Below are 25,273 nucleotides of genomic sequence, written 5' to 3' on the forward strand. Positions count from 1 at the left end.
CACAATGAAGAGAATAATCATTTTATTACTAATCGTTTCTGGTATTACATCATGTAAAAATGATGGAAAAACCGACACTGATCAGGTGAATACTTCAAATTCTTATGACCAAAACGATGGTTTAATCACACTAAGAGGTGATTTTATTTACGATGAAAATCAAAATGCTGCAGTGATCCAAACCGCAAGTTCAATATATGGGGTTGTTATAGATGATAACATGAAAGCTTTAAACGAAAAAGTCAAAGCTTACAAAAAAGAGTCTACAGATATGGTGCCAGTTACTGTTAGAGCAAAACGTTTTGAAAGCAACGATGAAAACACTTGGGAGTTCTTTATAGAAATAAAAGAAACTATTAAGATCGAAGCACCAGACCCAACCAAAAATGATATTATAAAAGTAGAAAACTAAGACTATGTTAAGGATAAATAACTTGCACGCAAGTGTAGAAGATAAGCCAATTTTAAAAGGCATTAACTTAGAAGTTAAACCTGGAGAAGTCCACGCAATCATGGGACCAAATGGTTCGGGTAAAAGCACTTTAGCTTCTGTTATTGCAGGTAAGGAAGATTATGAAGTAGATGAAGGTGAGATTATTTTAGAAGGAGAAGACTTAGAAGAGTTAGGTCCGGAAGAACGTGCTCACAAAGGTATTTTCATGTCGTTTCAATATCCTGTAGAAATTCCTGGAGTTACCGTGACTAATTTCATGAAAACTGCTATTAACGAAACTCGAAAAGCTAAAGGCCTAGAAGAAATGCCCGCTAACCAAATGCTGAAGCTTATCCGTGAAAAATCAGAGCTTTTAGAAATAGACCGAAAGTTTTTATCACGTTCACTTAACGAAGGCTTTTCTGGTGGTGAGAAAAAACGTAATGAGATTTTTCAAATGGCAATGTTAGAGCCAAAATTGGCTATTCTTGACGAAACAGATTCTGGCTTAGACATCGATGCATTGCGAATTGTTGCGAACGGTGTTAACAAGCTAAAATCAAAAGACAATGCTGTAGTTGTAATTACACATTACCAAAGACTTTTAGACCATATTGTTCCTGATTATGTACATGTATTATACAACGGACGCATTGTAAAGTCTGGAACTGCCGAATTAGCTCATGAGCTTGAAGCTAAAGGCTACGATTGGATTAAAGAAGAAGTAAACGCTTAATTATTAAGCCTTATGGAATTAAAAGAAAAACTAATATCATCTTTCATGGCATTCGAAAATACAGTGAATGTAGATTCGCCTATACATGATATTAGAATTAACGCTATTAAGAGATTTGAAACTCAAGGTTTCCCAACAAAAAAGCAGGAAGCTTGGAAATACACCTCTCTAAATTCAGTTTTAAAAACAGATTTTAGTGTCTTCCCAAAAGACATTGAAGCATTAGACTATAAGACAGTTAAGAAGTATTTAATTGATGAAATCGACTCATACAAAATTGTATTTGTTGATGGGCAATATGCTTCTCACCTATCTGAAACCACACACGATGATATTGATGTTTGCTTAATGTCATCTGCACTTACTAAGGCGAAATATAAACCTGTAATTGACAATTATTTCAACAAAATTGCGACTACCGATGGTTTAACGTCTTTGAATACTGCATTTTCTGCTGAAGGTGCATACATCTATATTCCTAGACATAAAGCGATAAAGAAGCCTATACAAATTGTTCATTTTTCTACAGGTAATGAAGCGGCTTTAATGTTACAGCCAAGAAACCTAATTGTTGTTGAAGAAAACGCTTACGTGCAGGTTATAGAACGCCATCAAAGCCTTACTGATAACCCAACACTTACCAATAGCGTTACTGAAATTTTTGCAGATAAACGCGCTATCGTAGATTATTACAAAATCCAAAATGATAAGCAATCTGCTACTTTAATAGACAACACGTTTATTAATCAGAAGAATGATAGTAATGCTAAAGTGCATACGTTTTCGTTTGGTGGAAAATTAACGCGTAATAATTTAAATTTCTATCAAAATGGTGAGCATATAGACTCTACAATGAAAGGTGTTACCATCATTGGAGATAAACAGCATGTAGATCACAATACCTTAGTACATCATATTGAGCCTAATTGTGAAAGTCATCAAGATTACAAAGGTATTTTTGATGAAAACTCAACAGGTGTTTTTAACGGAAAAGTTGTTGTAGAAAAGGAAGCCCAAAAGACTAATGCATTTCAAGCAAATAACAACATTTTAATAAACGATAAGGCAACTATAAACACAAAACCTCAGCTCGAAATTTTTGCTGATGATGTACGTTGCTCTCACGGTTGTACCATTGGCCAATTAGATGAGAGTGCTTTATTCTATTTACGTTCTCGTGGTATTCCAGAAAAAGAAGCTCGAGGATTATTGATGTATGCATTTAGTAATACGGTATTAGATTCAGTAAAAATCCCTGAGTTAAAAAACAGAATTACTAAGATAATTGCCAATAAACTAGGAGTTAATATTGGGTTTGATTTATAGATGAGTAACACTCAAAATCATACTGGTTTTAATGTTGAAATTATTCGTCAGGATTTTCCAATTCTCAACCGAAAAGTTAATGGCAAGCCATTAATCTATTTCGATAATGCAGCTACTTCGCAAACACCTCAGCAAGTCATTGATGTCATTGTAGATTACTACACCAATTACAATGCTAATATACATCGTGGTGTCCACGCTTTAAGCCAAGAAGCTACTGATGCTTACGAAGAAGCACGTATTAAAATTCAAAATCATTTTAATGCAAAACATAGCCATGAGATCATTTATACTTCAGGTACAACTCATGGTATTAATTTAGTAGCTAATGGATTTTCTTCAGTTCTAAAAAAAGGAGATGAAGTTATAGTTTCTGCTTTAGAACATCATAGCAATATTGTACCCTGGCAAATGCTCTGTGAACGCACAGGCGCTTCACTTAGAGTAATTCCTATGAACGAAAATGGTGAATTAATCTTATCTGAATTCGATTCACTTTTAAATGATAATACAAAACTTGTTTTTGTAAATCACATTTCTAACGCTCTAGGAACCATAAATCCTATTGAAAGCATTATTAAAAAAGCACATAGTGTTGGTGCTGCTGTTTTAGTGGATGGTGCACAATCTTGCCCACATATCAAGCCAGATGTTCAAGCTCTAGATGTTGACTTTTATGTGTGTTCGGCTCACAAAATATGCGGCCCTACTGGTGTTGGAATGCTTTATGGTAAAGAAGAATGGCTAAATAAATTACCACCTTACCAAGGTGGTGGCGAAATGATTGCTGAAGTCTCTTTTGAGAAAACCACTTATGCCAACTTACCGCACAAATTTGAGGCAGGCACACCAAATGTTTGTGGTGGTATTGCTTTTGGTGCAGCATTAGATTATATGAATAGTGTTGGTTTTGATGCTATTGCCAACTATGAACATGAGCTTCTAAATTATGCTACTCAACAGATGCTTCAAATTGAAGATCTAAAGATTTATGGTACAGCAAAGCATAAAACCTCTGTTATTTCTTTTAATGTTGGTGATATTCACCCTTACGATATAGGTACCATCTTAGACAAAATGGGCATTGCTGTCCGCACTGGGCATCATTGTGCACAACCTATAATGGACTTTTATAAAATACCAGGCACCATCAGAGCTTCTTTTATGTTTTACAATACTAAAGAAGAAATTGACACCTTTATCTCTGCTTTAAAAAAAGCAGTAATGATGCTTTCTTAAAAGACGAAAGATCCAAACTTTAGATTTGGCATAATTCCTGTTATCCTCAATTTGTAATATATTTATATAAAATCTGAGAACTCATGAAATTTTTATTCAGCATTATAGCAGTGGTTATGTTAACCGAATCTTGCAATTCTTCAAAAGAAGCAGCTTCAGATTCTAAGAAAGCAGTTGTTGAAAACGTAGAAATGAAGAAAGAAGTGGCTACGAATACAGAGCCAAAGAAACAAGACATAAAAAAGACAGAAACAAAGTCTAACAAAAATACATTTGATAAAAACCTGCTTACAGATAAAGAAAAAGCTGTACAGAAAAACTACGGTACAGCTATAATTTATGAAGCTATATCAAGAGGATTTGCAAAGTATGTTTACATTACTGAAGATAAAGTCTTACTATCTACAGATCGAAGTCTTCAAAAAATGGACGAATACAAATGTGACGCTAATGACTGGCAAACTATACAATCACTTATAAAAAAGTTAGACACCAAAGCCATGGGTTCTTTAAAGGCACCTACGGACAAACGTCTATATGATGGTGCAGCTCATGCAACATTGACCCTTAAACAAGGAGATTTAGCTTATATAACACCAACTTTTGACGATGGATTTCCTCCAGAAGAAATCAAAGAACTCGTTAATAAAGTGTTATCAGTAGGAGAAAAAGTTAAAAAACAGTAGTACTTTTGTTGTCAAATATGTGGCAATGACAATACAAGAGATTCAGAACGAAATTATTGATGAGTTTTCCATGTTTGATGATTGGGAAGAACGTTATCAATACATGATAGATTTGGGCAAAACATTACCTCTTATTGATGCAGCCCATAAAACTGATAATAATATCATTAAAGGTTGTCAGAGTAAAGTATGGGTGCATGCTAATATGGAAGATGATAAGGTAGTTTTTACTGCAGATAGTGACGCCATAATTACTAAAGGAATTATAGCTATACTAATCCGAGTATTCTCAAATCAACATCCAACTTCCATTATAGAAGCAAATACAGATTTTATTGATGACATTGGGCTTAAAGAGCATTTATCACCTACAAGAGCAAACGGCTTAGTAAGTATGATAAAACAACTTAAAATGTATGCCATTGCCTACCAAACACAATTAAATTAATATGAGCGATACCACAATAGATACAAATGTACTCGGTGAAAAAATTGTTCGTGTATTAAAGACAATTTACGACCCTGAAATCCCTGTTGATATTTACGAATTGGGTTTAATATATGACGTTTTTGTAAATGAAGATTTTGATGTGAAAATATTGATGACCTTAACATCTCCTAATTGCCCAGTTGCAGAATCACTACCACTCGAGGTTGAAGAGAAAGTGAAATCTATCAACGAAGTAAAAGATGCTGAAGTTGAAATTACTTTCGATCCACCTTGGTCTCAAGATCTAATGAGTGAAGAAGCAAAATTAGAGTTAGGAATGTTATAAAAGCCTGATATTATGAAAACTGGAATTGATGCTATAGCATTTTATGTGCCCCAACTATACGTTTCAATGGAACATCTTGCCCATGCAAGAGGAATCCCTGCTGAGAAACTTAAAAGAGGATTAGGTTTAGAAAAAATGGCCGTCCCAAATATTGGTGAAGATGCTGCGACTTTTGCTGCAAATGCCCTTTTAAACTTAATTGTTCAAAATAATATTAACCCTAGAGAAATAGGTCGCGTTTATCTTGGTACCGAAAGTGCAGTTGATGGATCTAAACCAACTGCTACTTACGCAGTTGAAATTGTTGAAAAGGAACTTGAGAAACAACATGGTCTTCGCAGTTTTAAAAACTGTGATGTTTTAGATATGACGTTTGCCTGTGTAGGTGCTGTAGATGCATTACACAATAGTTTAGATTGGGTAAAGCAAGACTCGTCAAGAAAAGCAGTAGTTATTGCATCTGATTTGTCTAAGTACGATATTAATTCTACTGGTGAATATACCCAAGGTGCTGGTGCAGTTGCTGTTTTGGTAAGTCACAATCCTTCTATTTTATCAATACATGATACTTGGGGCGTAGCCTCCAAGAGCGAAGGTGATTTTTTTAAACCTAGACGCACCTACAAAAAGCAAGACTTATTAAAAACCGTTCTCGAAGAGTTTAATGTTGAAGCTTCAGAAGATGCTATAGATACATTTATTCAGTCTACATCATCTCAATTTTGGTCAGACAGTAACTCTGTTGTCGAAGTATTCAAAGAAGAGCCTGTATTTGATGGACAATTTTCTAACGCCTGTTATAATGACAGAATAACGGAAGCACTTGAGCATTTTGGTGAGCAAAAGCAAACTGATTTCTTAAAGGATTGGAGTCAGTTTATTTTTCATTTGCCATACGCGTTTCATGGTCGTAGAATCATTTTCGACAACTGGTTAAATTGGTTAAAACAAACTGAAAACTATAATGCTTTAATAGATACTATTGGCAATCCTGAAAATACGGACCAAAAAGCATGGCAGAAAGCTGCTTATAAATCAGAACTTTATAACACTTTCATTAATGAAAAAATAAACTCAGGTGAGTTAGCCTCATCAGAAATAGGCAACATGTATACGGCTTCCATATTTATGTCTTTACTAAGTTACCTATCACATAACCATAATCAATCAATAGATATTACTAATAAAACTATTGGGTTTATTGGTTATGGCAGTGGTTCAAAATCTAAGGTCTTTGAAGGTACTATTCAAAAAAATTGGACTTCAAGATTAAATAACATTAACCTGTTTGATTATTTAAACAACAGAACATCAATAGATGTTGAAACTTACGAAAAAATACACACCTCAAAAGTTGATTCGCCTGTTTTAGATGGTAGTAAAATTGCTCTAAAGTTTATAGAAAAAGAAGACACCAACTATGGGCTTAGAAGATATAATGTAAAGCGTTAATGGCTGAAGAAATTGTAAATAGAGTTGCAAACAGCAAACTTAAGGTCATAGATTTAGAGGATTTTTATCCTGAAGGACGCCGTATTCTTTTTGATATAAAAGATTGGCTTCTTGAAGGTCTTGTGCTGCGCGAAAAAGAATTTAGGGCGTATGTATCAGACCATGATTGGACCCAATATCAAGACACCTATGTTGCCTTGCATTGTTCTACCGAGGCTATTGTACCAGATTGGGCATATATGCTTATTTCTATTCAGCTTCAAAATATTGCAAAACTCTCTATTGTCGGAAATTTAGAGCAATTAGAGTCAATCATATACACCGATATTATTTCAAATTTAGAGGTAGCCTCTTACGAGGATTTACCTGTGATTATTAAAGGTTGCTCTAATAAACCTGTACCCGCAAACGCTTTGATACTTCTTTCACAAAAACTAAAACCAATTGCTAAATCCATAATGTTTGGTGAGGCATGTTCTGCAGTTCCTTTATATAAAAAGAAAAGAAAGTGACTTTTTGCCATATAATGCATCTAAGATGCAATAAGTGAACAATTTATACGGAAACCCCATATATTTGTACAAACAACAATCAACATAAACACTATAAACAATGAAAACAAGAATTCTTTTATCACTTGCATTTGTGTTTTGCGTAAGTTTAAGCTTTGCACAAACAAAAGAAGAATTAGAACAGCAAAAGGCTGAAAAACAAGCCGAGGCTGATAAATATCAGGCTGAAGCTAACGAAATTCAAGCTCAAATTGATGCCTTACCAGGATGGCGCGTTGGAGCTTTTGGAACTATTGGTGGCAGTTTATCTAATTTTAACAACTGGTTTGCACAAGGCGCACCTAACAACTCTTCTGGTACTATTGGCTTAACTGTAAATGGTTTTGCCAACAAAATTGAAGAAAAATATTTCTGGAGAAATAGCTTAAATCTTAACCTTAATTGGACAAAGTTAGACGACAAAGACAATCCATTAGATAGTGATGATTTTGAACCAACAGTAGATGTATTTAACATTACATCACTTTATGGTCATAGATTAAGTGATAAATGGGCAGTTTCTGGATTATTAGAATACAGAACAACAATACTCAGCAACTTTAATGATCCTGGTTATTTAGACCTTGGCATTGGTTTTACTTGGACTCCAGTTACAGATTTAGTAGTTGTTATTCATCCAGCCAACTACAACTTTGTATTTGCTGATGACGATACTATTTTTAACTCATCTGCTGGTGCTAAAATAGTTGCTGACTATACAAAAAAGCTAGGTAAAGTAAACTTCAAGACTAATCTTTCTGCTTTTGCAAGCTATGAAGATAGTGATTACTCTAACTGGACATGGATTAACTCTTTTAGCTATACGCTTTGGAAAGGCATTGGGCTAGGTTTTGATTTTGGTTTACGTAGCAACAAGCAAGAGGCACTTAACTACCAAGTAAATACACTAGGTAATACAATGGCAACTTTTGATAATGTAGATAACGATTTACAAAGCTATTATACATTTGGTATTAGCTACAATTTCTAAATAAAAGAAACAGCATAAAAAAAGAGGTCTTGATTAGACCTCTTTTTTTATTGTATATCTTCAACATCGGGATATAAAAAGTGATTATACGGAAATCTTGTGATGTGTATTTCTCTTACCTCTTTATATACACGCTTTCTGAACTCATCTAAATTTTCCTTATTCAGTGCAGAAATGAATAAGGCATTATCGCCTATTTTGGACATCCACGTTTGTTTCCACTCGTCTATAGAATAATTGGCCTTGGTGCGTTCAACAACTAAATCTTCATCATCGTAAGGTTGGGCTTGGTATGCATCAATCTTATTAAATACCATAATTGTTGGTTTGCCCTTACTTTCTATCTCATCCAAAATTTGGTTTACAGATTCAATATGTTCTTCAAAATTAGAATGTGATATATCTACAACATGAAGTAGTAAATCTGCTTCTCTTACTTCATCTAAAGTACTTTTAAAAGACTCTACCAATTGTGTAGGCAACTTTCTTATAAACCCTACGGTATCACTAACTAAAAACGGCAGATTACCAATAACCACTTTGCGTACGGTAGTATCTAGAGTAGCAAAAAGTTTATTCTCTGCAAATACTTGCGACTTGCTAATAACGTTCATTAGTGTAGACTTACCAACATTGGTGTAACCAACTAACGCAACACGAACTAATTTACCTCGGTTACCACGCTGAACAGCCATCTGCTTATCAATGGTTTTTATTTTTGCTTTTAGTAATGAGATTTTATCACGTACAATACGTCTATCGGTTTCGATCTCTGTTTCACCTGGACCGCGCATTCCAATACCACCTTTTTGTCGTTCAAGGTGTGTCCACATTCCTTTAAGTCGAGGTAATAAATACTGACATTGAGCTAACTCTACCTGTGTACGCGCATAGCTTGTTTGAGCACGTTGCGCAAAAATATCGAGAATAAGGTTCGTTCTATCTAAAATTTTACAATTCAGTATTTTACTTATGTTTCGTTCTTGAGCAGGCGATAATTCGTCATCAAAAATTACGGTGCCAACGTCATATTCCTTTACATACTCTTGTACATCATGCATCTTCCCAGTACCAATAAAAGTTTTAGGATTAGGCATATCTAGCTTTTGGGTAAAACGTTTTACCACATCACCACCAGCAGTATAGGTCAAAAACTCAAGCTCATCGAGATACTCTTTTGATGTAGCCTCGTCCTGATTTTTGGTAACGATACCTATAAGTATAACCTTTTCTAAATTGATGTCTTTTTTTTCAAGCATAAAATCTGTTCTGAACTATTCAGAGGAAAACAAAGCGCAAATTTAGGCATTTGTATCATATCTCATTATGTATAATAATTATATCTTTAGCCTTATGAGTATTAAACACACTATTGCATTTTATAATATCGAAAATCTCTTTGATACTAAAGATGATATTCATACTAATGATGATGACTTTTTGCCAACCTCAGCAAAACGATGGACAGAAAAACGGTATAACAAAAAGTTGAGAAAATTAAGTAAAGTTATGTCGCAAATTGGTGAAGATAATGTGGATTTACCACCTGCTATTATTGGAGTTGCTGAAGTCGAAAACAGAACAGTTGTTGAGGACTTAATTAATAGTAAGCACCTTAAGCATTATAATTATGATATTGTGCATTACGATTCATTAGACGAGCGAGGTATTGATGTAGCTCTAATTTACAATACAGATGTGTTTGAAGTTTCTAATTCTGAAACCTTCTCTGTATATCTTACTAAAGAAGATGGCACAAGAGATTACACTAGAGACGTTTTACTAGTTTCAGGACGACTCAATGATGAGCAAATTCACTTTATTGTTAACCATTGGTCTTCGAGACGACAAGGCCAAAAAGAAACTGAGTACAAACGGATGGCTGCAGCAGAAACTGTAAATAGAGTGATTGAGGTTTTAAACTCTAACTACGACGACCCAAAAGTTATTGTTATGGGCGATTTTAATGATTCGCCACAAAACAATAGCCTATTATCTATTGAAGAAAAGTCTCACCTATATAATCCCTTTAAAAAAATATCTACGAGTCAAAAGGGTAGTCTAAACCATGATTTTGAGTGGTTTATATTCGATCAAATATTAATCTCTACAAACTTTTTTAATGTCACTTCAACAAAGTTTAACTTATCTAAAGCTGATGTTTATAATTCTAAGTTTCTGACTCAATATCGCGGAAAATATCAAGGACAACCTTTTAGAACTTACGTAGGCAAACGCTATAAAGGTGGCTATAGTGATCATTTCCCCGTTTACATTGAATTGAAAGAAGATAGCTAAAACCCAACTATTTATCGGAGAAAGTAGTTAATTCGTCCATTATCTTTGAGATTCTTATTAAAATTTAGTTAAAAATCTAATTTTGTGATTCAACTAACTAACTAATTTATGAGACTAAAGCTACTTCTGTTAGTGCTTTCGTATCTTCTTTTTTCTGCCGGAGATATAGTAGCGCAAACAACCATAAATGTTGACTGTGATGCTGGGACAGAGACCTTGAATTACTGTTATGTCAATAACGAAACCGAAACTTTTACCTTTACGTCTACTTCTGGTTTTCCTGTAATTATTGAATTCATTAATGGCCCAATAGAAAGCTGTTGTGATGATATCACTATTTATGATGGACCAGATAATACTGGAACTGTATTATTTCAAGGTAATAATAGTGGCAACTTAGCTGGAATTATAGCTGAATCCACAGGAGACAGTCTTTTTCTAGAAATCGATAGCGATCCCAGTATAAGTTGCGATGACAGCACCACTTTAACACCATGGGAGATTGAGTACAGGTGTCTTACCTGTATTCCTGCTACTGTAGAATATGATATTATTAGCAACTGCGATCAAGGCAATCTGTTTTCTGTTGAAGTTAATATTACAGATACAGGTGATGCCGCATCAATTAATATTGATGATAATATTGGCTTCCCAACACAAACAATTACAGAAGCGGGAATATATATGTTTGGACCTTATGGAAATGGTACAGATGTAGTGATTACAGTTAGTGATGCCGATGATATTAACTGTACATTACAAAGCGGAATTTTGAATCAAGCCTTTTGTCCGCAATTAGATTGTGAGATGATTAATGCTGGTAGTGATGTGAGTACTGGTTGCACCAATACTGATGAAGTAATGCTTTCGGCTACGTTTGCTACTAGCGCTTTGACTAGCGACACAAGTGAGTATAATATAAATCCTTTTCAATGTCCTTTAGAAGACTTGTCAGGTACGCCTACAGGATTAAATATAGATGATAGGTGGTCTGAAGCTATTGACCTAGGTTTTAATTTTGAGTTCTTTGGGCAAACGTATAGTCAAGTCGTTATAGGAGCTAATGGCCTCGTTAGCTTTGATATAAGTGAAGCCGGCGAGTTTTGTCCATGGAGTTTTGAACCAGATGAGCTCATTCCAACTTCTGATTTGCCAACTAACGCAATACATGGTGCTTATCACGATATAGATCCTAGTGAAGGTGGCGATATAGAATATACAACTGTTGGTGAAGCACCTAACAGACAATTTAAAGTGAGCTTTGTACACATCCCACATTTTAGTTGTAATGAGTTACTTACCACACAACAAATTATTTTATATGAAGCAACAAACATTATAGACGTTGTGGTCCTTGAAAAACCAACCTGTCAATCTTGGAATGATGGATTAGCTGTTATTGGCATCCAAAATGCATCAGGTACTGTTGGCTATACACCTCCGGGAAGAAATACTGGTAATTGGTCAGTAACAGAGCAAGAGCTTTGGCGTTTTGTCCCAGAAGGAGACCCAAATTACGTGTTTGAGTGGTTTGACCAAGACGGTAACTCCCTTGGTAATGACACTACTATTGTTGTAGATCCCGACCAAACAACTACATATACTGCAACTGTAACTTACACAGCTAGTGATAACAGTACGAGTACACTTTCAGATGATGTAACCGTATTTGTGTTAGATGAAAGCCCAATGTCAGGTGTATTGCAACCACTCGTAAATTGCGCTAATGCTGTTGGTACAGCAGTATTTAATTTAAGAGATCAAGACACATCAATACTAGACGGTCAAACAGGTTTAAACATTTCGTACTATGAAACTTTTGACGATGCAGATAATGCTGTAAATGAAATTCAAAATCCTGAATCCTACGAAAATTCCTCCAACCCGCAGACTGTATATTTTAGGCTGGAACAAGACATAAGTTCGGCCTGCTATTCAGTAGGAAATTTTAGCTTAGTTGTTACTGATTTTGACACCAATTTAATTGGTGTAGAACAAGGTTGTATGGGCAATGACTATGCTATAACAATAATGCCAATAGATAATAGTTTTAACCCACAAACTGTTACCTACCAATGGTTTGGTCCTGTTGGTGCAGATTTAAGCAATAATACCTCTGAAACATTTGTAGCTACTGTAGATGGTGTATATACTGTAGAAATAACAACAGATTTAGGATGTGTATACAGTAAAGATGTAGAAGTAAGTAATGCTATGTGTGTGTTCCCTCAAGGCTTGTCTCCAAATAATGACAGTAAGAATGATGTATTTGATTTATCTGCATTTAACGTTTTAGAGATAGAGATATTTAATAGACAAGGGCGCTCCGTTTACCAAAAATCAAATTACACAAATGAATGGGTAGGACAATCTTCCAGTGATGGAGAGTTGCCTGTAGGTACATATTTTTATATTGCTCGATTAGAAAATGATGAAACCCGTGATGGGTGGATTTACCTTCAACGTTAATTTTGACTTAACCCATTAAACTAACTAAAACTAATTTCTCCCCATGAAAAAACTCATCATATTAGCCATTTTTCTTCTAGCAATAGACACATATGGCCAACAAGACCCTCAGTATACACAGTACATGTATAATATGAATATTATTAATCCTGCCTATGCTGGGTCAAGAGATGGATTGTCTTTTGGTTTAGTTTATAGAAATCAATGGAGTGAAATTGATGGTGCACCTGAAACTGGTACATTTTATGGTCATTCACCAATAGGAAATAATCTGGGCTTAGGATTATCTGTTATTGCAGATCAACTTGGTCCTGTAAAAGAAACTAACGCCTATGTTGATGTGTCTTATACTTTACAACTTGGTGATGACCACAATCTGGCATTTGGGATAAAAGCTGGAGCCACCTTTCATGATATTGGCCTAGCGAATATTGCTTTAATTAATCCTAATGATCCATTTTTTCAAAACATAAATGAAACAACGCCGAATATTGGTGCTGGTCTCTTTTATTACACAAACAAATACTATTTTTCGGTGTCTGTACCTAATATGCTTTCGTCAGTACATTTAAGTCAAAACGGAAATAATATTGGTTCAGAAACTCAGCACTATTTTGTCTCTGGTGGATATGTATTTGACCTTTCAGAAAATACAGAATTAAAACCTTCCTTTTTGGTGAAATCAGCATTTGATGCACCTACATCTTTCGATGTCAATCTTAATGCGCGCTTTTTTAAGAAGTTTGAGATTGGAGCATCTTACAGGTTGGACGACTCGTTCTCTGGACTTGTAAATTTTGCAATTACACCAACATTAAGAATAGGATACGCTTATGATGCCGTATCATCAGACATCAATGCATTTGCTCCTGCATCACACGAAGTGCTCCTTCTATTCGATTTAAACTTTTCAAAACGTGCATCACGTTCACCAAGATATTTTTAATCAGTTAAGCTAAACAATTATGAGAATTTTAAAATCATTAGTTATAATCACATTATTGAGTAGTTTAAGCTTAACTGCTCAAAATTCTAAAACCAAAAAAGCAGATAAGCAATTCAATCAATTTCAATTTGTAAAAGCTGCAAAAAGCTATGAAAAACTAATTGAAAACGGCAATGGTGATACTTATGTTTACACTCAGCTTGCCGATTGCTATTACAATATGTTTAATACCGCTGATGCTGAAAAATGGTATGCTAAAGCATTGGAGTCTTCAGATAATCCTGAGTTAGTATACAAATATTCAGAAATGTTGAAAGCTAACGGTAAGTACGAAGCCTCAAATGAGCAGATGAAGCGTTTTGCATCAATGCGTCCGGCGGATATGAGAGCTATTGCATTTAAAGAAAACCCTGACTATCTGCCAAAAATTTTAGAAAAAACGGAAAAGTTTAATCTTCAAAACGTAGAATTTAATTCGCCTGTATCTGATTTTGGCGGTACAGTCAATGGAAGCAACATTTATTTTGCCTCTGCCAGAAATGATAACAGAAAGACGTACAAGTGGAATGATGAACCATTCTTAGATATGTACGCTGTTCAGAAAAATACAGATGGTGGTTACCTAGATGCGGTAAAACTAAATAACGATATTAACACCAAATATCACGAAGGATTAGCAGCATTTTCACCAGATGGTAATACTATGTATTTTACAAGGGAAAGCTATTTTGAAAAGGTATATGAAAAAGATTCTTTAACACGTATAAAGTATAGCCAACTGTATCTTTTTAAGGCCACAAAAACTGGTGCTGATTGGGATACTGTAGAAGCTCTAGATATTAACAGCAAGGATTACTCGATAAAAAACCCTTCTGTGAGCCAAGACGGGAAGACCATTTATTTCGCATCTAATAAACCAGGAGGTTACGGTAACTACGATATTTATAAAGCTGCTATCAATGCTGATGGTAGTGTCGGTGCGCCAGAGAATTTAGGGCAAAAAGTAAATACCGAAGGTCAAGAAATGTTCCCATTTATAAGTAGCGACCAAACACTTTACTTTTCTTCTAATGGCCATATGGGTCTTGGCGGTTTAGACGTGTTTTATACTAAAGAAATTGATGGTAAAATTGCACCTGTACGTAATATTGGCGTGCCTATTAATAGCAATGCTGACGACTTTGCATTTACGATTAGTAGTGATAACGAATCTGGATATGTATCCTCTAATAGAGCAGGCGGAAAAGGTAGCGATGATATTTATGAGTTTAAAAAATTACAACCGCTATGTGATGTCATTGTGATTGCTGAAGTTTTAGATGACGAAACTAGATTACCTCTTCAAGGTGCAACCGTAACTCTAGTTGATGATCAAGGTAACAGGGTTGTTTCAAAAAATACTGACGCTTCAGGACATGTGGAATTTTTAGTAGAATGTGAAAGCACATCTGAACTAGAAGTGGTTATGGATGGTTACGATAGTAAAAAAGTTACGGTTAAAACTACTAGAGACGAAGAAGAAAATGTGAGAATCTCTTTAGACCCAATTGAAAAAATAATAGTTGAAGATAAGATTGAGCTTGCTCCAATTTATTTTGATTTCGATAAATCTAATATCACTGCAAAAGCTGCGTTTGAACTAGATAAACTCGTTCAGATAATGAACAAATACCCCGATTTGGTTGTTAAAGCTACATCACATACCGATTATATAGGGTCTAATGCCTACAACTTAAGATTATCAGACAGAAGAGCTAAAACGACGGTTCAGTATGTAATTTCTAAAGGCATAAATGCCTCTAGGATCTCGGGCGAAGGAAAAGGCGAAACAGAACCAAAAATTAAGTGTGGTACAAATTGTACAGATGAAGAACGCCAAACAAACAGACGTTCTGAGTTCCTTATTGTAAGCGGAGGACCATCATCTGAAGAATAATAGTATAAATCTCTATAAGTCATTTAAAAAGCACAAGTTGACCTTGTGCTTTTTTTATGTCCAAGTTTTATAAGGGTGCTTTGCTAATTGAGCGTTATAATATTTTACTTGCCCTGTAACTTCTTTTCCTAACCATTTGGGTTTTTTAAAGGCTTCATTTTTGGATGACAACTCTATTTCGGCAACAATTAAACCCTTATTATCACCAAAAAATTCATCTACCTCAAATACATGATTATCTAATTTAACTTCGTAACGCGTTTTATCTATAATTCCAGGTTCGCATAGCAGCAATAATGCTTCAGCGTCTTCAAGAGTAATTTCTTTTTCCCATTCAAAACGAGACAAACCATCATCAGAAGACAATCCTTTAATCGTTAAAAAACCATTGTCTTTTTTAACCCTAACTCTAACGGTGCGTTCTTTATCACTATTTAAAAAGCCTTGCTTTATTACATAAGTTTTAAAAGCTTCTTCCTTAAAAGCATCAGATGTTACTAGAAATTTTCGTTCTATTTCAATCATTGAACTAAATTGAGTATTAGTCTTTCTTACAATTGTTGTTATAGTAGTTTACTATTTTTGTTAAATCGTATTCAAATTCCAAAGCCTTTATTTTCTGTTTTAAATCGCTACAATCGGAAAAAAATCTTGCAAGCATCTCAATAAAAAACCGCTTTGTTCTTTTGTGACCTGTGAAGGTTGTGAGATACTCTATATCTGAATCCGTTTTCTCTTTTACGAAATAGTCAATAATCATATAAGACCCACCCAATGTTCCAGAAAATGTAGAAGGTTCTCCTAAACTATAAAATGAAGGACTTCCACCTCCATAAGAGGTTTGGCTAAATAGAGTAATATTGCCGGCAGCAAGTTCAATTAAAAGAATCCTTTCCTTCTCATCTTCTGGATTTTTAAAAAACTCATAATTCCCAGATTGTTTACCCTCATAAATTTCTATTCTCTTAATAAAATCCTTTTTAAATTCTTTACCGCTTTCTCGTTTTGTTTCTCTAAACAAAATATTACCATTGGCCATAATCTTGACATACCCATCAAAACTTAAACTCTTTTTTTCCTCAATGAGCGTGATCTTTCCTTTGCGCTTTTGGGCATAGCTATTGAAAATTGTTAGAATACTTAATAACGCAAATATTATCTGTAATTTAATTTTCATTAATTATTTTTCTTCGATTAACTGATGTAAAAATATTCATTATACTAATTAAACAGCGTATTATGCTTTAAAAGCACAAGATAATACCAAAACATACGATGTATTTCAATTATAAAGCTGTAATAATTAGTTTAAATTTAAACCTATTTTTCATTCATTAAAAACATAAAACAGTTTATCTTTCAACTCAAATACTGATATCTATGAGTAAAAAAATACTAGTACTTTTTTTGGGCCTTTTATTCCAAGTTTCTGTGGCACAAGAAAACGTAACTTCTTCTGGGAAAAGCAGTCAATCTGCTAGTGGAAAATCAGCGTATTCGGTTGGTTTAATACACTATAAACCCTCAGAAGGCCCAGGCGGAAGTTCTTCAACTGGCTCCCAAGTTTCGTTTGAAGTTTTAACCTCATTAAGCTTAGATACGGAAGAGTTAATCTCTTTAAATATTTTTCCAAATCCAACTTCAGATTATATCATGATTAATCTAAGAGAGATGTCTCAACTTTCCTATCAAATTTATGATATAACCGGAAAACAATTATTAAAAGGAAAAATTGAAAACACGGATACAAAAATCAACCTTAAACCTATAACGTCTTCTATATGTATCTTAAATATTTATAAAGACAATACCCTATTCGAATCCCATAAAATAATTAAAAAATAATCTACCAATATGAAAAAAGTTTACACTGTTTTAGCTGCATTACTGTTCACCTTTACTATTAATGCTCAAGCACCAGAATTAATGAGTTATCAAGCAATTATAAGAGCTGCTGACGATGCATTAATTATAAATAGTCCTATTGGTATTAGAATAAGTATTCTAGAAGGTTCAGCAACAGGAACTACGGTTTACTCGGAGACTCATACAGCATCTACTAATGATAACGGTTTGGTTGTATTAGAGATTGGCTCTGGAGCTACAACAGACAATTTTGCCTCGATAGATTGGGGTAACGGAACCTACTTTATTAAGTCTGAAACTGACCCAAATGGTGGTACCACATATTCTATAGAAGGTACAAGTCAATTATTAAGTGTGCCTTATGCATTATATGCATCGCGAACAACTACCGTAGAAACTGGTGCAGATGGATTATCTGATGTGCAAATACCAACTACAAATGTGGTTTCGTCAACAAATTTCATTGTTGATGATGATAGCATTATTTACAATTACAACCCTAATACTGGTACATGGACGTCGCAAAACGTATCTTCTTTTGTTGGAAGCTCTAACGTTATTACATCTAACGGAAATTTTTTAGTCTCAGATGATGAAGTAATGTATGGCTATTCTGCGGTAAATGACTCATGGTCTTCACAAAGCGTATCGTCTTTTGTAGGTAACTCTAATGTCATTAGTTCTGACGGCAATTTTTTAGTTTCTGATGACAGCGTTATGTATGCTTTTAATGGCAATACTGGCACATGGTCTTCGCAGAGTGTATCGTCTTTTGTAGGCAACTCCAATGTGATTAGTTCTAGCGGAAATTTTTTAGTTTCTGACGATAGTATTATGTATGCTTTTAATACAAAAACCAATAATTGGTCTTCGCAAAGCGTATCATCTTTTGTAGGTAACTCTAATGTAGTTGCTTCTAATGGGACTTTTCTTGTTAGTGATGATAGCGTGATATATGCCTTTAGTGCTGTTATTGGCACATGGTCTTCGCAAAGTGTGTCGTCTTTTGTTGGTACATCAAATATATCGCAATCAAGTAACTAAGGTTTATCTCAACCTTAGTGATTGATTTTATTTAGCCTCTCTTTGTGTGACTAATAAGCATTACATTTACTTTATGCTTGAAGGTTTACCAATAAGAAAGATAATTCACGTAGATATGGATGCATTTTATGCTTCCGTAGAACAGATGGATAATCCTGAACTTAAAGGAAAAGCGCTAGCTGTTGGTGGTGGCGGAAAGCGTGGTGTCATTAGTGCTGCCAGTTACGAGGCTAGAAAGTTTGGTGTAAAAAGTGCTATGTCTGGTAGATTGGCCGAAAAGCTTTGCCCGCATTTAATCTTTGTAAGACCACGTTTTGATAGATATAGCGAAATTTCTAAAAAAATAAAACGCATTTTCTTAGATTATACAGATTTGGTCGAACCATTATCCCTAGACGAAGCATATCTAGACGTCACCGAAAATAAAATTGGTTTGCCAAGCGCTACATTAATTGCTCAAAAGATACGAGAACGTATTTATAATGAAGTTGGCTTAACAGCATCCGCAGGCATTTCTATTAATAAATTTATCGCCAAAGTTGCTAGCGATTACAATAAGCCTAACGGGCAAAAAACGGTTAACCCTGAAGATGTTAATCAGTTTTTAGAAGATTTAGACATCCGAAAATTCTACGGCGTTGGTAAAGTCACTGCAGAAAAAATGTACCAAAAAGGCATCTTTACAGGGAAAGAATTAAAATCTAAAAGTCTAGAATATTTAGATAAAAACTTCGGAAAATCTGGTCGTTACTATTATTATGTGGTTAGGGGTATCCATAATAGCGAAGTAAAGCCAAACCGCATTAGAAAATCTCTAGCTGCTGAGCGAACATTTAGTGAAAACTTATCATCTGAAGTCTTTATGCTAGAAAAATTAGAGCATATTGCTGAAGAAGTGTCTAAACGCTTACAAAGGAGTAAAGTTGCAGGAAAAACAATAACTCTCAAAATAAAATATAGTGACTTTACCTTACAAACGAGGAGCAAAACTTTAGCATATTATATTAGTGACAAATCTATCATTCTTGAAACTGCCAAAGATTTACTTTATCAAGAAAAACTGAATAATTCCGTACGGCTACTCGGTATTTCGTTATCTAATCTCAATACCGAAAACAAGGAAAAAAAGTCAGTAGATGTCGAAAAAAAAACCGTTAGCGTACAGTTAAAGTTCGATTTTTAGAAGATTTAGTAAGCTTTTCTTTATAAATTAAAACCTATTAAAAGTTAACAAATGAAAACAAAGCTTTTGGGTGTTACACCCGTTTTACCTAGTCAAGATATTGATAGAGATATCGCTTGGTATGAAAAACACGTTGGCTTTAGGTTAATGTATAAAGACAGTATGTACGCAGTAATGTTTAGAGAAAGTATTTGCATGCACCTTCAATGGCATGCAGATACGGAAGACGATCCTTTACTTGGCGGCTCAGTTATGAAGATTTTTGTAGATAATATTGAGCCTATCTTTAAGGAGTTTTTAGAGCGTCAAACGGTTACGTCAGATAAGCTTAGACGCAACACAGCTTGGGGCACTCACGAGTTTGGGTTTTATGACCTTAATAATAATGCTGTTTTTATTGTCCAAGACGTGTAGAAAGCACATTTTAAACTAAAATATCAATCATGAAACCACTTAGACTAATCACTTCCATTATCGCTTTTACTTTAATCCTATCTTGTAATGAAAAGGTGGAAACACCAGATGTAGTTGATTACGAAATTGATCAAAATGAAGCTGTAAAAGATGGTGTCCAGCCGTTTGCTGAGCATATCTTTTCAAAATTCGCCAATGTTAGAGATTTCACCATGAACACAGATGAAACTGAAGCCTATTTTTCATTACAAAGTCCAGCAAGAGAGTTGTCTGTAATCATGAAAATTGAAAAAATAAATGACGCTTGGCAAGATCCAGTAATCAGTCGTTTTTCTGGACGCTATACAGATTTAGAGCCTTTTTTATCTCCAGATAATTTAAAACTTTTCTTTGTGTCTAATCGTCCAATATCAAGAGACAGTTCAACTACAAAAGACATGGATATCTGGTACGTAGAACGTGCTTCAAAAACAGATGCTTGGTCAGAACCAAAAAATATTGGAGCACCGATAAACACAGATGGTGATGAGTTTTATCCTGCAGTAGCCGGTAATGGTAATCTTTACTTTACAGCTATAAAAAAAGAATTAGAATCTGCTGATGATATTTTTATGAGTACATGGGAAAATAACGCATATTCAGAACCCGAAATTTTAGGCCCAGGTGTTAATACCAAAGGCGCCGAATACAATGCATTTATAGCACCCGATGAATCTTATATTATTTTCGGTGGTTGGCGACGTGCAGACGGTTTAGGTTCTGGCGATATGTATATGAGTAAAAATAATAATGGCGAGTGGACAACAGCAGAAAACCTTGGAGAAATAATAAACTCAAAACACATGGAGTTTTGTCCATTTGTAAACAACCAAACCTTATACTTTACTAGCCGTAGAAGTAGTGTTGCACAAAAAGAAAATGGCTATTCCACTACAAAAGAACTCATATCGGAGCTTAATAAGTACGATAATGGGTTTAGTCGTATCTATAAAGTAGATTTTGACAGCACTCAATAAGGATTAATATTGGCATTGTAAAAAATTTGACCGAAATTCGCCAATGCTTAATTTTAAGCGTAAGTAGACATATAGTATTGAAGTTTATCAGCTAATAAAAAATGAATACCACAGGGAAGTTTATAATTTCATTAGATTTTGAATTATTATGGGGCGTGAGAGATAAGAAAACACCTGACTCCTATGGCGAAAACATAATGGGTGTATGGGAAGCTATACCCAAAATGCTTGAAGCTTTCGAAAAACATAACGTAAAAGGAACCTGGGCAACTGTCGGGTTTTTATTTGCTTCTTCCAAAAAAGAACTTCTTGAATTTTTTCCTTCGCGCAAACCTAATTATTTAAATAAAAATCTTTCTCCATATAATGGCCATTTTGAATTATTAGATGATATAGAAGAAAAAAACAAATACCACTTTGCCTCTAGCTTAATTGATCTAATACTTAAATATCCTAAACAGGAAATAGCAACTCATACATTTTCTCACTATTACTGCCTTGAGCCTGGTCAAACAAAGGAAGATTTTAAAGACGATACGTTGGCCGCTCTCCAAATTGCTAAGAAAAAAAATATTACGTTAAGGAGTCTGGTTTTCCCAAGAAATCAATTTAATGATGAATACTTAGAAATAATAAAGGATCTAGGTATAACTTCTTACAGAGGAAATGAAAGGGTTTGGTTTTATGATGCTGCAAACGCAAAAGATGAAAATTTAAGAAAAAGGGTCTTTAGACTTTTAGATACTTATATAAATATTTCTGGCCATAATTGTTATTCTTTGAAAGAAATAGCAAAAAAAGAACCTTACGATATCCCTTCGAGCAGGTTTTTGAGACCGTATTCACAAAAATTAAAACAATTTGAAAAATTAAGGTTGAGAAGAATACTAAAGAGTATGACACACGCCGCTAAAAGAGGGGAAGTATTTCACCTTTGGTGGCATCCGCATAATTTTGGAATTAATCAAAAAGAAAATCTTAATTTTTTGAATGATGTTCTTACACATTATGCTTTTCTAAATGAAAAATATGGTTTTGAAAGTGTGTCCATGGAGGATTTGTCAACAATTTTACAACAAATAGATATAAATGAATAAGAAGATATTTATGCTTACAGGAAAAGGTAAGTCTTCGACCTTTATGTATAATGGCCTAAAGGATTCCTTTCATATATCAAAAGTAATTATAGAAGAAAAACCCGATAGAAAGAAATTCTTGAAAAGGAGAATAAAACGATTAGGGTATTTTCAGGTTATTGGGCAAATCCTGTTTCAGTTGACAATACCAAAAGTACTGGAACGCATTTCTCAAAAAAGGATTCAAGAAATAAAACGTCATTATAACCTTGATTCAAAACCCATTCCTGAAAGCACCATTCATAATGTCAATTCGGTAAATTCGGTCGAGTGTATTGAACTTATTAAAAGAGAAAATCCCGATTTAATTATCGTAAATGGAACACGAATTATATCAAAAAAAATGTTGAATTGTAGTGATGCTACTTTTATAAATACACATGCCGGGATTACTCCAAAATATAGAGGAGTCTATGGCGGATATTGGGCATTGGCAAACGAAGATAAAGACAACTGTGGTGTGACTGTTCATCTTGTTGATAGTGGAATTGATACTGGTGGTATTTTATTTCAGCAAAATATATTGACGACCGCAAAGGATAATTTTGTGACATATACCTATCTCCAAATAGGAGTAGGAATTTTAATTATGAAGAAGGCAATAACAGATTTTATTAATAATAAGTTAGAAGAAGTTAGCCCAAATATTTCTGAGAGTAAACTATGGTATCATCCAACCTTATGGTTTTACCTTTACAAAAGAATAATAAAAGGGGTAAAATAAAAAGATAATGCCTTAACCAATAAAGCAGAATTGACCATAGGCTTTAATCTACTACTTATCTCAAGGTATTAAAAACTACAACTCTCAATCTCAGTAACTCGTAGTGTATTTACCATACCTTTAGCTTGTATTGGCATTGCCGCTAAACTAATAAGCATATCACCAACATCTAGATACCCTTTTTTGCAAGCAATGGCATTTACATCTTCTATTGTCTCATCTGTACTTACAAAGCGATCATAGTGGAAGGCTGTAACACCCCAAAGTAAACTCAATTGGGTTAGTATACGAAGGTTAGACGTAAATACCAGTATATGCGCTGATGGTCGCCATGCTGAAATTTGAAATGCAGTATAACCACTATTAGTTAGTGTAGAAATGGCTTTGGCGTTAATCTCATTAGCCATATGAGCCGCATGGTAACAAATAGATTTTGTGATATAACGTTTTGTACGAATATGCGGTGGTGATTGAGGTACTTCAATAAGAGAGGAATCTTCCACGCTTTTAATAATATTCGACATCTGACGAATCACCTGAACAGGATATTGTCCTACAGAAGTTTCGCCTGACAGCATTACCGCATCAGCCCCATCCATAACGGAATTCGCAACATCATTAACTTCAGCACGAGTTGGTGTAAGGCTAGATATCATAGTTTCCATCATCTGAGTTGCAATAATAACGGGAATTCTTGCACGCTTTGCACGCTGCACCAATTGCTTTTGTACTAATGGTACTTCTTCAGCGGGTATCTCAACGCCTAAATCTCCCCGAGCTACCATTAGACCATCACAATATGCTACAATCTTATCAATATTGGCAACAGCTTCAGGTTTTTCAATCTTAGCTACGATCGGAATTTTATGGTCACTATGGTCATTTATCAGCTTCTGAAGTTGTATTAAATCTTCAGCATGTCTCACAAAAGATAATGCTATCCAATCTACTTTTTGTCCAATCGCAAAAATGGCATCTTCTATATCTTTTTCAGTTAGTGCGGGTTGAGAAATATTAGTGTTTGGAAGGTTTACACCTTTTTTAGACTTTAATGGCCCGCCTTGAATAACCTTAGCTTTCACCTCAGATTTTCCGTCAGTAGACACCACTTCGAAAATCAACTTCCCATCATCTAATAAGATGCGCTCACCTGGTTTAGCATCTTGAGGGAATCTATCGTAGGTCATGTACACACGCTCTTTTGTGCCTTCAAAGCGCTCACCAGTAGCAAAAACAATTTCATCACCCGGATTAACAACAGCATCTTCTTTCATCGTTCCGACTCGCAATTTTGGACCTTGTAAATCTGCCAAAATTGCGGCGTTGAATCCATGCTCATCATTGAGCTCTCGAATCATTTTAATGCGCTCTTTTACACCTTCGAAATCTGCATGTGAAAAATTAATTCTAAATACATTAACACCTTCTTCAAGCATCTGTTTTAAAATCTCTTTATTACTTGTGGCGGGTCCTAGAGTCGCTACTATTTTAGTTTTCTTATTTACCATGTATTCTAAAATATTAAATGGTCGGTTGATTTTAATGTTTTCAAATCTACTGTATAGCTCGTCACTATTTGAGGTATACTTTGCAATTTGCTTATTATTAGCTTTTCATTTAACTGTTGCGTATCATTAGTGATTTTTATAAAAAAATCAACCTGTTTTAACTCTGGCAACAGATTGTATGTTTTCGTTATTTTTTTATCATCATTAAAAAGCACACCACTACTAGATATGCCTTCTTCTTCTCGTCTACAAATGTTTGCAATAAGATTCCATTGGGCTTGCTTTTCGGCATCATACCAATCATATATAGCATACGATGATGAGGTATAATTTAAGTCTAGATCTTTAGCATTTCTAGTTAAATTAATTCCAAAATACTTATTGACCAAATAAGCCAATCTATAGTCTTCTAAGTTACAATGTACAGCTATTAGCACATAGGTTTCATCGTAAAAATCATCTACTAAGAGCTTATGCAGTGCCATATCTTACTCAAAATTTCGAGTAAATATAACTATATAAAAGCAGTTGGTTTATTAAGTT

At 34.5% G+C, this 25,273-nt stretch carries 26 protein-coding genes; 21 read left to right on the forward strand and 5 right to left on the reverse strand.

Going from position 1 to position 25,273, the window contains the following annotated elements:
- The first annotated feature begins 4 nt into the window (after nucleotides 1-4).
- The 10 genes from ED556_RS02295 (at nucleotide 5) to ED556_RS02340 (ending at nucleotide 8,190) form a co-directional block, all read left to right on the forward strand.
- Nucleotides 5-412 carry a hypothetical protein gene (locus ED556_RS02295; protein ID WP_296318924.1) on the forward strand — a complete coding sequence of 136 codons (408 nt, stop codon included), beginning with the start codon at nucleotides 5-7 and terminating at the stop codon, nucleotides 410-412.
- A gap of 4 nt (nucleotides 413-416) precedes the next feature.
- Nucleotides 417-1,169: a Fe-S cluster assembly ATPase SufC gene (gene sufC / locus ED556_RS02300; RefSeq protein ID WP_296318925.1), complete on the forward strand. Its 753-nt coding sequence runs from the start codon at nucleotides 417-419 to the stop codon at nucleotides 1,167-1,169.
- Between the two features lie 12 nt (nucleotides 1,170-1,181).
- Nucleotides 1,182-2,495, forward strand: a complete 1,314-nt coding sequence (gene sufD / locus ED556_RS02305; RefSeq protein ID WP_296318926.1) for a Fe-S cluster assembly protein SufD — start codon at nucleotides 1,182-1,184, stop codon at nucleotides 2,493-2,495.
- Nucleotides 2,496-3,734, forward strand: coding sequence for a cysteine desulfurase (locus ED556_RS02310; RefSeq protein WP_296318927.1), 1,239 nt, complete (start codon nucleotides 2,496-2,498; stop codon nucleotides 3,732-3,734).
- 83 nt (nucleotides 3,735-3,817) lie between these two features.
- Complete coding sequence (locus ED556_RS02315; RefSeq protein WP_296318928.1) at nucleotides 3,818-4,420, forward strand: hypothetical protein; 603 nt, start codon at nucleotides 3,818-3,820, stop codon at nucleotides 4,418-4,420.
- 25 nt (nucleotides 4,421-4,445) lie between these two features.
- Nucleotides 4,446-4,868 carry a SufE family protein gene (locus tag ED556_RS02320; protein ID WP_296318929.1) on the forward strand — a complete coding sequence of 141 codons (423 nt, stop codon included), beginning with the start codon at nucleotides 4,446-4,448 and terminating at the stop codon, nucleotides 4,866-4,868.
- A gap of 1 nt (nucleotide 4,869) precedes the next feature.
- Nucleotides 4,870-5,196, forward strand: a complete 327-nt coding sequence (locus tag ED556_RS02325; RefSeq protein WP_296318930.1) for a DUF59 domain-containing protein — start codon at nucleotides 4,870-4,872, stop codon at nucleotides 5,194-5,196.
- 12 nt (nucleotides 5,197-5,208) lie between these two features.
- Nucleotides 5,209-6,648, forward strand: a complete 1,440-nt coding sequence (locus tag ED556_RS02330) for a hydroxymethylglutaryl-CoA synthase (RefSeq protein WP_296318931.1) — start codon at nucleotides 5,209-5,211, stop codon at nucleotides 6,646-6,648.
- A complete protein-coding gene (locus ED556_RS02335) occupies nucleotides 6,648-7,160 on the forward strand; it encodes a DUF2480 family protein (RefSeq protein ID WP_296318932.1) in 513 nt (170 codons plus the stop codon). Before ED556_RS02330 ends, ED556_RS02335 begins: the two co-directional genes overlap by 1 nt.
- Nucleotides 7,161-7,260: 100 nt before the next feature.
- Entirely contained in the window at nucleotides 7,261-8,190 is a 930-nt protein-coding gene (locus tag ED556_RS02340; RefSeq protein ID WP_296318933.1) for a DUF3078 domain-containing protein, read from the forward strand.
- A gap of 47 nt (nucleotides 8,191-8,237) precedes the next feature.
- On the opposite strand, the gene hflX is transcribed toward ED556_RS02340, so the two are convergent.
- A complete protein-coding gene (hflX, locus tag ED556_RS02345) occupies nucleotides 8,238-9,449 on the reverse strand; it encodes a GTPase HflX (RefSeq protein WP_296318934.1) in 1,212 nt (403 codons plus the stop codon).
- A 94-nt stretch (nucleotides 9,450-9,543) separates the two neighbouring features.
- Between hflX and ED556_RS02350 the strand changes: the two genes are divergently transcribed.
- The 4 genes from ED556_RS02350 to ED556_RS02365 all read left to right on the forward strand — a co-directional run bounded on the left by ED556_RS02350 (nucleotide 9,544) and on the right by ED556_RS02365 (nucleotide 15,839).
- On the forward strand, nucleotides 9,544-10,488 hold the full coding sequence (locus tag ED556_RS02350) for an endonuclease (protein WP_296318935.1): 945 nt from the start codon (nucleotides 9,544-9,546) through the stop codon (nucleotides 10,486-10,488).
- A 108-nt stretch (nucleotides 10,489-10,596) separates the two neighbouring features.
- Nucleotides 10,597-12,957 (forward strand): gliding motility-associated C-terminal domain-containing protein, encoded by a 2,361-nt coding sequence (locus ED556_RS02355; RefSeq protein ID WP_296318936.1) that lies wholly within the window; start codon nucleotides 10,597-10,599, stop codon nucleotides 12,955-12,957.
- A 43-nt stretch (nucleotides 12,958-13,000) separates the two neighbouring features.
- Nucleotides 13,001-13,903 (forward strand): type IX secretion system membrane protein PorP/SprF, encoded by a 903-nt coding sequence (locus ED556_RS02360; RefSeq protein WP_296318937.1) that lies wholly within the window; start codon nucleotides 13,001-13,003, stop codon nucleotides 13,901-13,903.
- A 19-nt stretch (nucleotides 13,904-13,922) separates the two neighbouring features.
- A complete protein-coding gene (locus ED556_RS02365; protein ID WP_296318938.1) occupies nucleotides 13,923-15,839 on the forward strand; it encodes an OmpA family protein in 1,917 nt (638 codons plus the stop codon).
- Between the two features lie 54 nt (nucleotides 15,840-15,893).
- On the opposite strand, the gene ED556_RS02370 is transcribed toward ED556_RS02365, so the two are convergent.
- A complete protein-coding gene (locus ED556_RS02370; protein ID WP_296318939.1) occupies nucleotides 15,894-16,364 on the reverse strand; it encodes a CYTH domain-containing protein in 471 nt (156 codons plus the stop codon).
- A 16-nt stretch (nucleotides 16,365-16,380) separates the two neighbouring features.
- A complete protein-coding gene (locus tag ED556_RS02375; protein WP_296318940.1) occupies nucleotides 16,381-17,016 on the reverse strand; it encodes a hypothetical protein in 636 nt (211 codons plus the stop codon).
- Between the two features lie 203 nt (nucleotides 17,017-17,219).
- On the opposite strand from ED556_RS02375, the gene ED556_RS02380 reads away from it, so the two are divergent.
- The 7 genes from ED556_RS02380 (at nucleotide 17,220) to ED556_RS02410 (ending at nucleotide 23,222) form a co-directional block, all read left to right on the forward strand.
- Nucleotides 17,220-17,684: a T9SS type A sorting domain-containing protein gene (locus tag ED556_RS02380; protein ID WP_296318942.1), complete on the forward strand. Its 465-nt coding sequence runs from the start codon at nucleotides 17,220-17,222 to the stop codon at nucleotides 17,682-17,684.
- 9 nt (nucleotides 17,685-17,693) lie between these two features.
- Entirely contained in the window at nucleotides 17,694-18,749 is a 1,056-nt protein-coding gene (locus ED556_RS02385) for a hypothetical protein (RefSeq protein ID WP_296318944.1), read from the forward strand.
- Nucleotides 18,750-18,822: 73 nt separating this feature from the next.
- Nucleotides 18,823-19,932, forward strand: coding sequence for a DNA polymerase IV (gene dinB, locus ED556_RS02390; RefSeq protein WP_296318946.1), 1,110 nt, complete (start codon nucleotides 18,823-18,825; stop codon nucleotides 19,930-19,932).
- Between the two features lie 51 nt (nucleotides 19,933-19,983).
- Nucleotides 19,984-20,346 carry a glyoxalase/bleomycin resistance/extradiol dioxygenase family protein gene (locus ED556_RS02395; protein WP_296318947.1) on the forward strand — a complete coding sequence of 121 codons (363 nt, stop codon included), beginning with the start codon at nucleotides 19,984-19,986 and terminating at the stop codon, nucleotides 20,344-20,346.
- 29 nt (nucleotides 20,347-20,375) lie between these two features.
- On the forward strand, nucleotides 20,376-21,362 hold the full coding sequence (locus tag ED556_RS02400) for a hypothetical protein (protein WP_296318949.1): 987 nt from the start codon (nucleotides 20,376-20,378) through the stop codon (nucleotides 21,360-21,362).
- A gap of 101 nt (nucleotides 21,363-21,463) precedes the next feature.
- The gene (locus tag ED556_RS02405) at nucleotides 21,464-22,459 is read left to right on the forward strand and encodes a polysaccharide deacetylase family protein (protein ID WP_296318953.1); all 996 of its coding nucleotides are present in this window, start codon (nucleotides 21,464-21,466) and stop codon (nucleotides 22,457-22,459) included.
- Nucleotides 22,452-23,222: a formyl transferase gene (locus ED556_RS02410; protein ID WP_296318955.1), complete on the forward strand. Its 771-nt coding sequence runs from the start codon at nucleotides 22,452-22,454 to the stop codon at nucleotides 23,220-23,222. Before ED556_RS02405 ends, ED556_RS02410 begins: the two co-directional genes overlap by 8 nt.
- Before the next feature lie 68 nt (nucleotides 23,223-23,290).
- Here ED556_RS02410 and pyk read toward each other — a convergent pair whose 3' ends face one another.
- Both pyk and ED556_RS02420 read right to left on the reverse strand, forming a co-directional pair.
- Nucleotides 23,291-24,730, reverse strand: a complete 1,440-nt coding sequence (gene pyk, locus ED556_RS02415; protein WP_296318957.1) for a pyruvate kinase — start codon at nucleotides 24,728-24,730, stop codon at nucleotides 23,291-23,293.
- Nucleotides 24,731-24,735: 5 nt separating this feature from the next.
- Nucleotides 24,736-25,215 (reverse strand): IPExxxVDY family protein, encoded by a 480-nt coding sequence (locus ED556_RS02420; protein ID WP_296318958.1) that lies wholly within the window; start codon nucleotides 25,213-25,215, stop codon nucleotides 24,736-24,738.
- Nucleotides 25,216-25,273 lie beyond the last annotated feature (58 nt).

This window comes from Winogradskyella sp. (genome assembly GCF_003712105.1).
GTDB lineage: Bacteria > Bacteroidota > Bacteroidia > Flavobacteriales > Flavobacteriaceae > Winogradskyella.

Excerpts from the sequence above, each read along its gene's own strand:
- ED556_RS02370 (WP_296318939.1), bottom strand. The coding sequence starts at position 16,364 with ATGATTGAAATAGAACGAAAATTTCTAGTAACATCTGATGCTTTTAAG.
- ED556_RS02340 (WP_296318933.1), top strand. The coding sequence starts at position 7,261 with ATGAAAACAAGAATTCTTTTATCACTTGCATTTGTGTTTTGCGTAAGT.
- sufC (WP_296318925.1), top strand. The coding sequence starts at position 417 with ATGTTAAGGATAAATAACTTGCACGCAAGTGTAGAAGATAAGCCAATT.
- ED556_RS02365 (WP_296318938.1), top strand. The coding sequence starts at position 13,923 with ATGAGAATTTTAAAATCATTAGTTATAATCACATTATTGAGTAGTTTA.
- sufD (WP_296318926.1), top strand. The coding sequence starts at position 1,182 with ATGGAATTAAAAGAAAAACTAATATCATCTTTCATGGCATTCGAAAAT.
- ED556_RS02380 (WP_296318942.1), top strand. The coding sequence starts at position 17,220 with ATGAGTAAAAAAATACTAGTACTTTTTTTGGGCCTTTTATTCCAAGTT.
- ED556_RS02395 (WP_296318947.1), top strand. The coding sequence starts at position 19,984 with ATGAAAACAAAGCTTTTGGGTGTTACACCCGTTTTACCTAGTCAAGAT.
- ED556_RS02400 (WP_296318949.1), top strand. The coding sequence starts at position 20,376 with ATGAAACCACTTAGACTAATCACTTCCATTATCGCTTTTACTTTAATC.
- ED556_RS02375 (WP_296318940.1), bottom strand. The coding sequence starts at position 17,016 with ATGAAAATTAAATTACAGATAATATTTGCGTTATTAAGTATTCTAACA.
- ED556_RS02350 (WP_296318935.1), top strand. The coding sequence starts at position 9,544 with ATGAGTATTAAACACACTATTGCATTTTATAATATCGAAAATCTCTTT.
- ED556_RS02420 (WP_296318958.1), bottom strand. The coding sequence starts at position 25,215 with ATGGCACTGCATAAGCTCTTAGTAGATGATTTTTACGATGAAACCTAT.
- hflX (WP_296318934.1), bottom strand. The coding sequence starts at position 9,449 with ATGCTTGAAAAAAAAGACATCAATTTAGAAAAGGTTATACTTATAGGT.
- ED556_RS02295 (WP_296318924.1), top strand. The coding sequence starts at position 5 with ATGAAGAGAATAATCATTTTATTACTAATCGTTTCTGGTATTACATCA.
- ED556_RS02325 (WP_296318930.1), top strand. The coding sequence starts at position 4,870 with ATGAGCGATACCACAATAGATACAAATGTACTCGGTGAAAAAATTGTT.
- ED556_RS02385 (WP_296318944.1), top strand. The coding sequence starts at position 17,694 with ATGAAAAAAGTTTACACTGTTTTAGCTGCATTACTGTTCACCTTTACT.
- pyk (WP_296318957.1), bottom strand. The coding sequence starts at position 24,730 with ATGGTAAATAAGAAAACTAAAATAGTAGCGACTCTAGGACCCGCCACA.
- ED556_RS02320 (WP_296318929.1), top strand. The coding sequence starts at position 4,446 with ATGACAATACAAGAGATTCAGAACGAAATTATTGATGAGTTTTCCATG.
- ED556_RS02315 (WP_296318928.1), top strand. The coding sequence starts at position 3,818 with ATGAAATTTTTATTCAGCATTATAGCAGTGGTTATGTTAACCGAATCT.
- ED556_RS02360 (WP_296318937.1), top strand. The coding sequence starts at position 13,001 with ATGAAAAAACTCATCATATTAGCCATTTTTCTTCTAGCAATAGACACA.
- dinB (WP_296318946.1), top strand. The coding sequence starts at position 18,823 with ATGCTTGAAGGTTTACCAATAAGAAAGATAATTCACGTAGATATGGAT.
- ED556_RS02355 (WP_296318936.1), top strand. The coding sequence starts at position 10,597 with ATGAGACTAAAGCTACTTCTGTTAGTGCTTTCGTATCTTCTTTTTTCT.
- ED556_RS02410 (WP_296318955.1), top strand. The coding sequence starts at position 22,452 with ATGAATAAGAAGATATTTATGCTTACAGGAAAAGGTAAGTCTTCGACC.
- ED556_RS02310 (WP_296318927.1), top strand. The coding sequence starts at position 2,496 with ATGAGTAACACTCAAAATCATACTGGTTTTAATGTTGAAATTATTCGT.
- ED556_RS02335 (WP_296318932.1), top strand. The coding sequence starts at position 6,648 with ATGGCTGAAGAAATTGTAAATAGAGTTGCAAACAGCAAACTTAAGGTC.
- ED556_RS02330 (WP_296318931.1), top strand. The coding sequence starts at position 5,209 with ATGAAAACTGGAATTGATGCTATAGCATTTTATGTGCCCCAACTATAC.
- ED556_RS02405 (WP_296318953.1), top strand. The coding sequence starts at position 21,464 with ATGAATACCACAGGGAAGTTTATAATTTCATTAGATTTTGAATTATTA.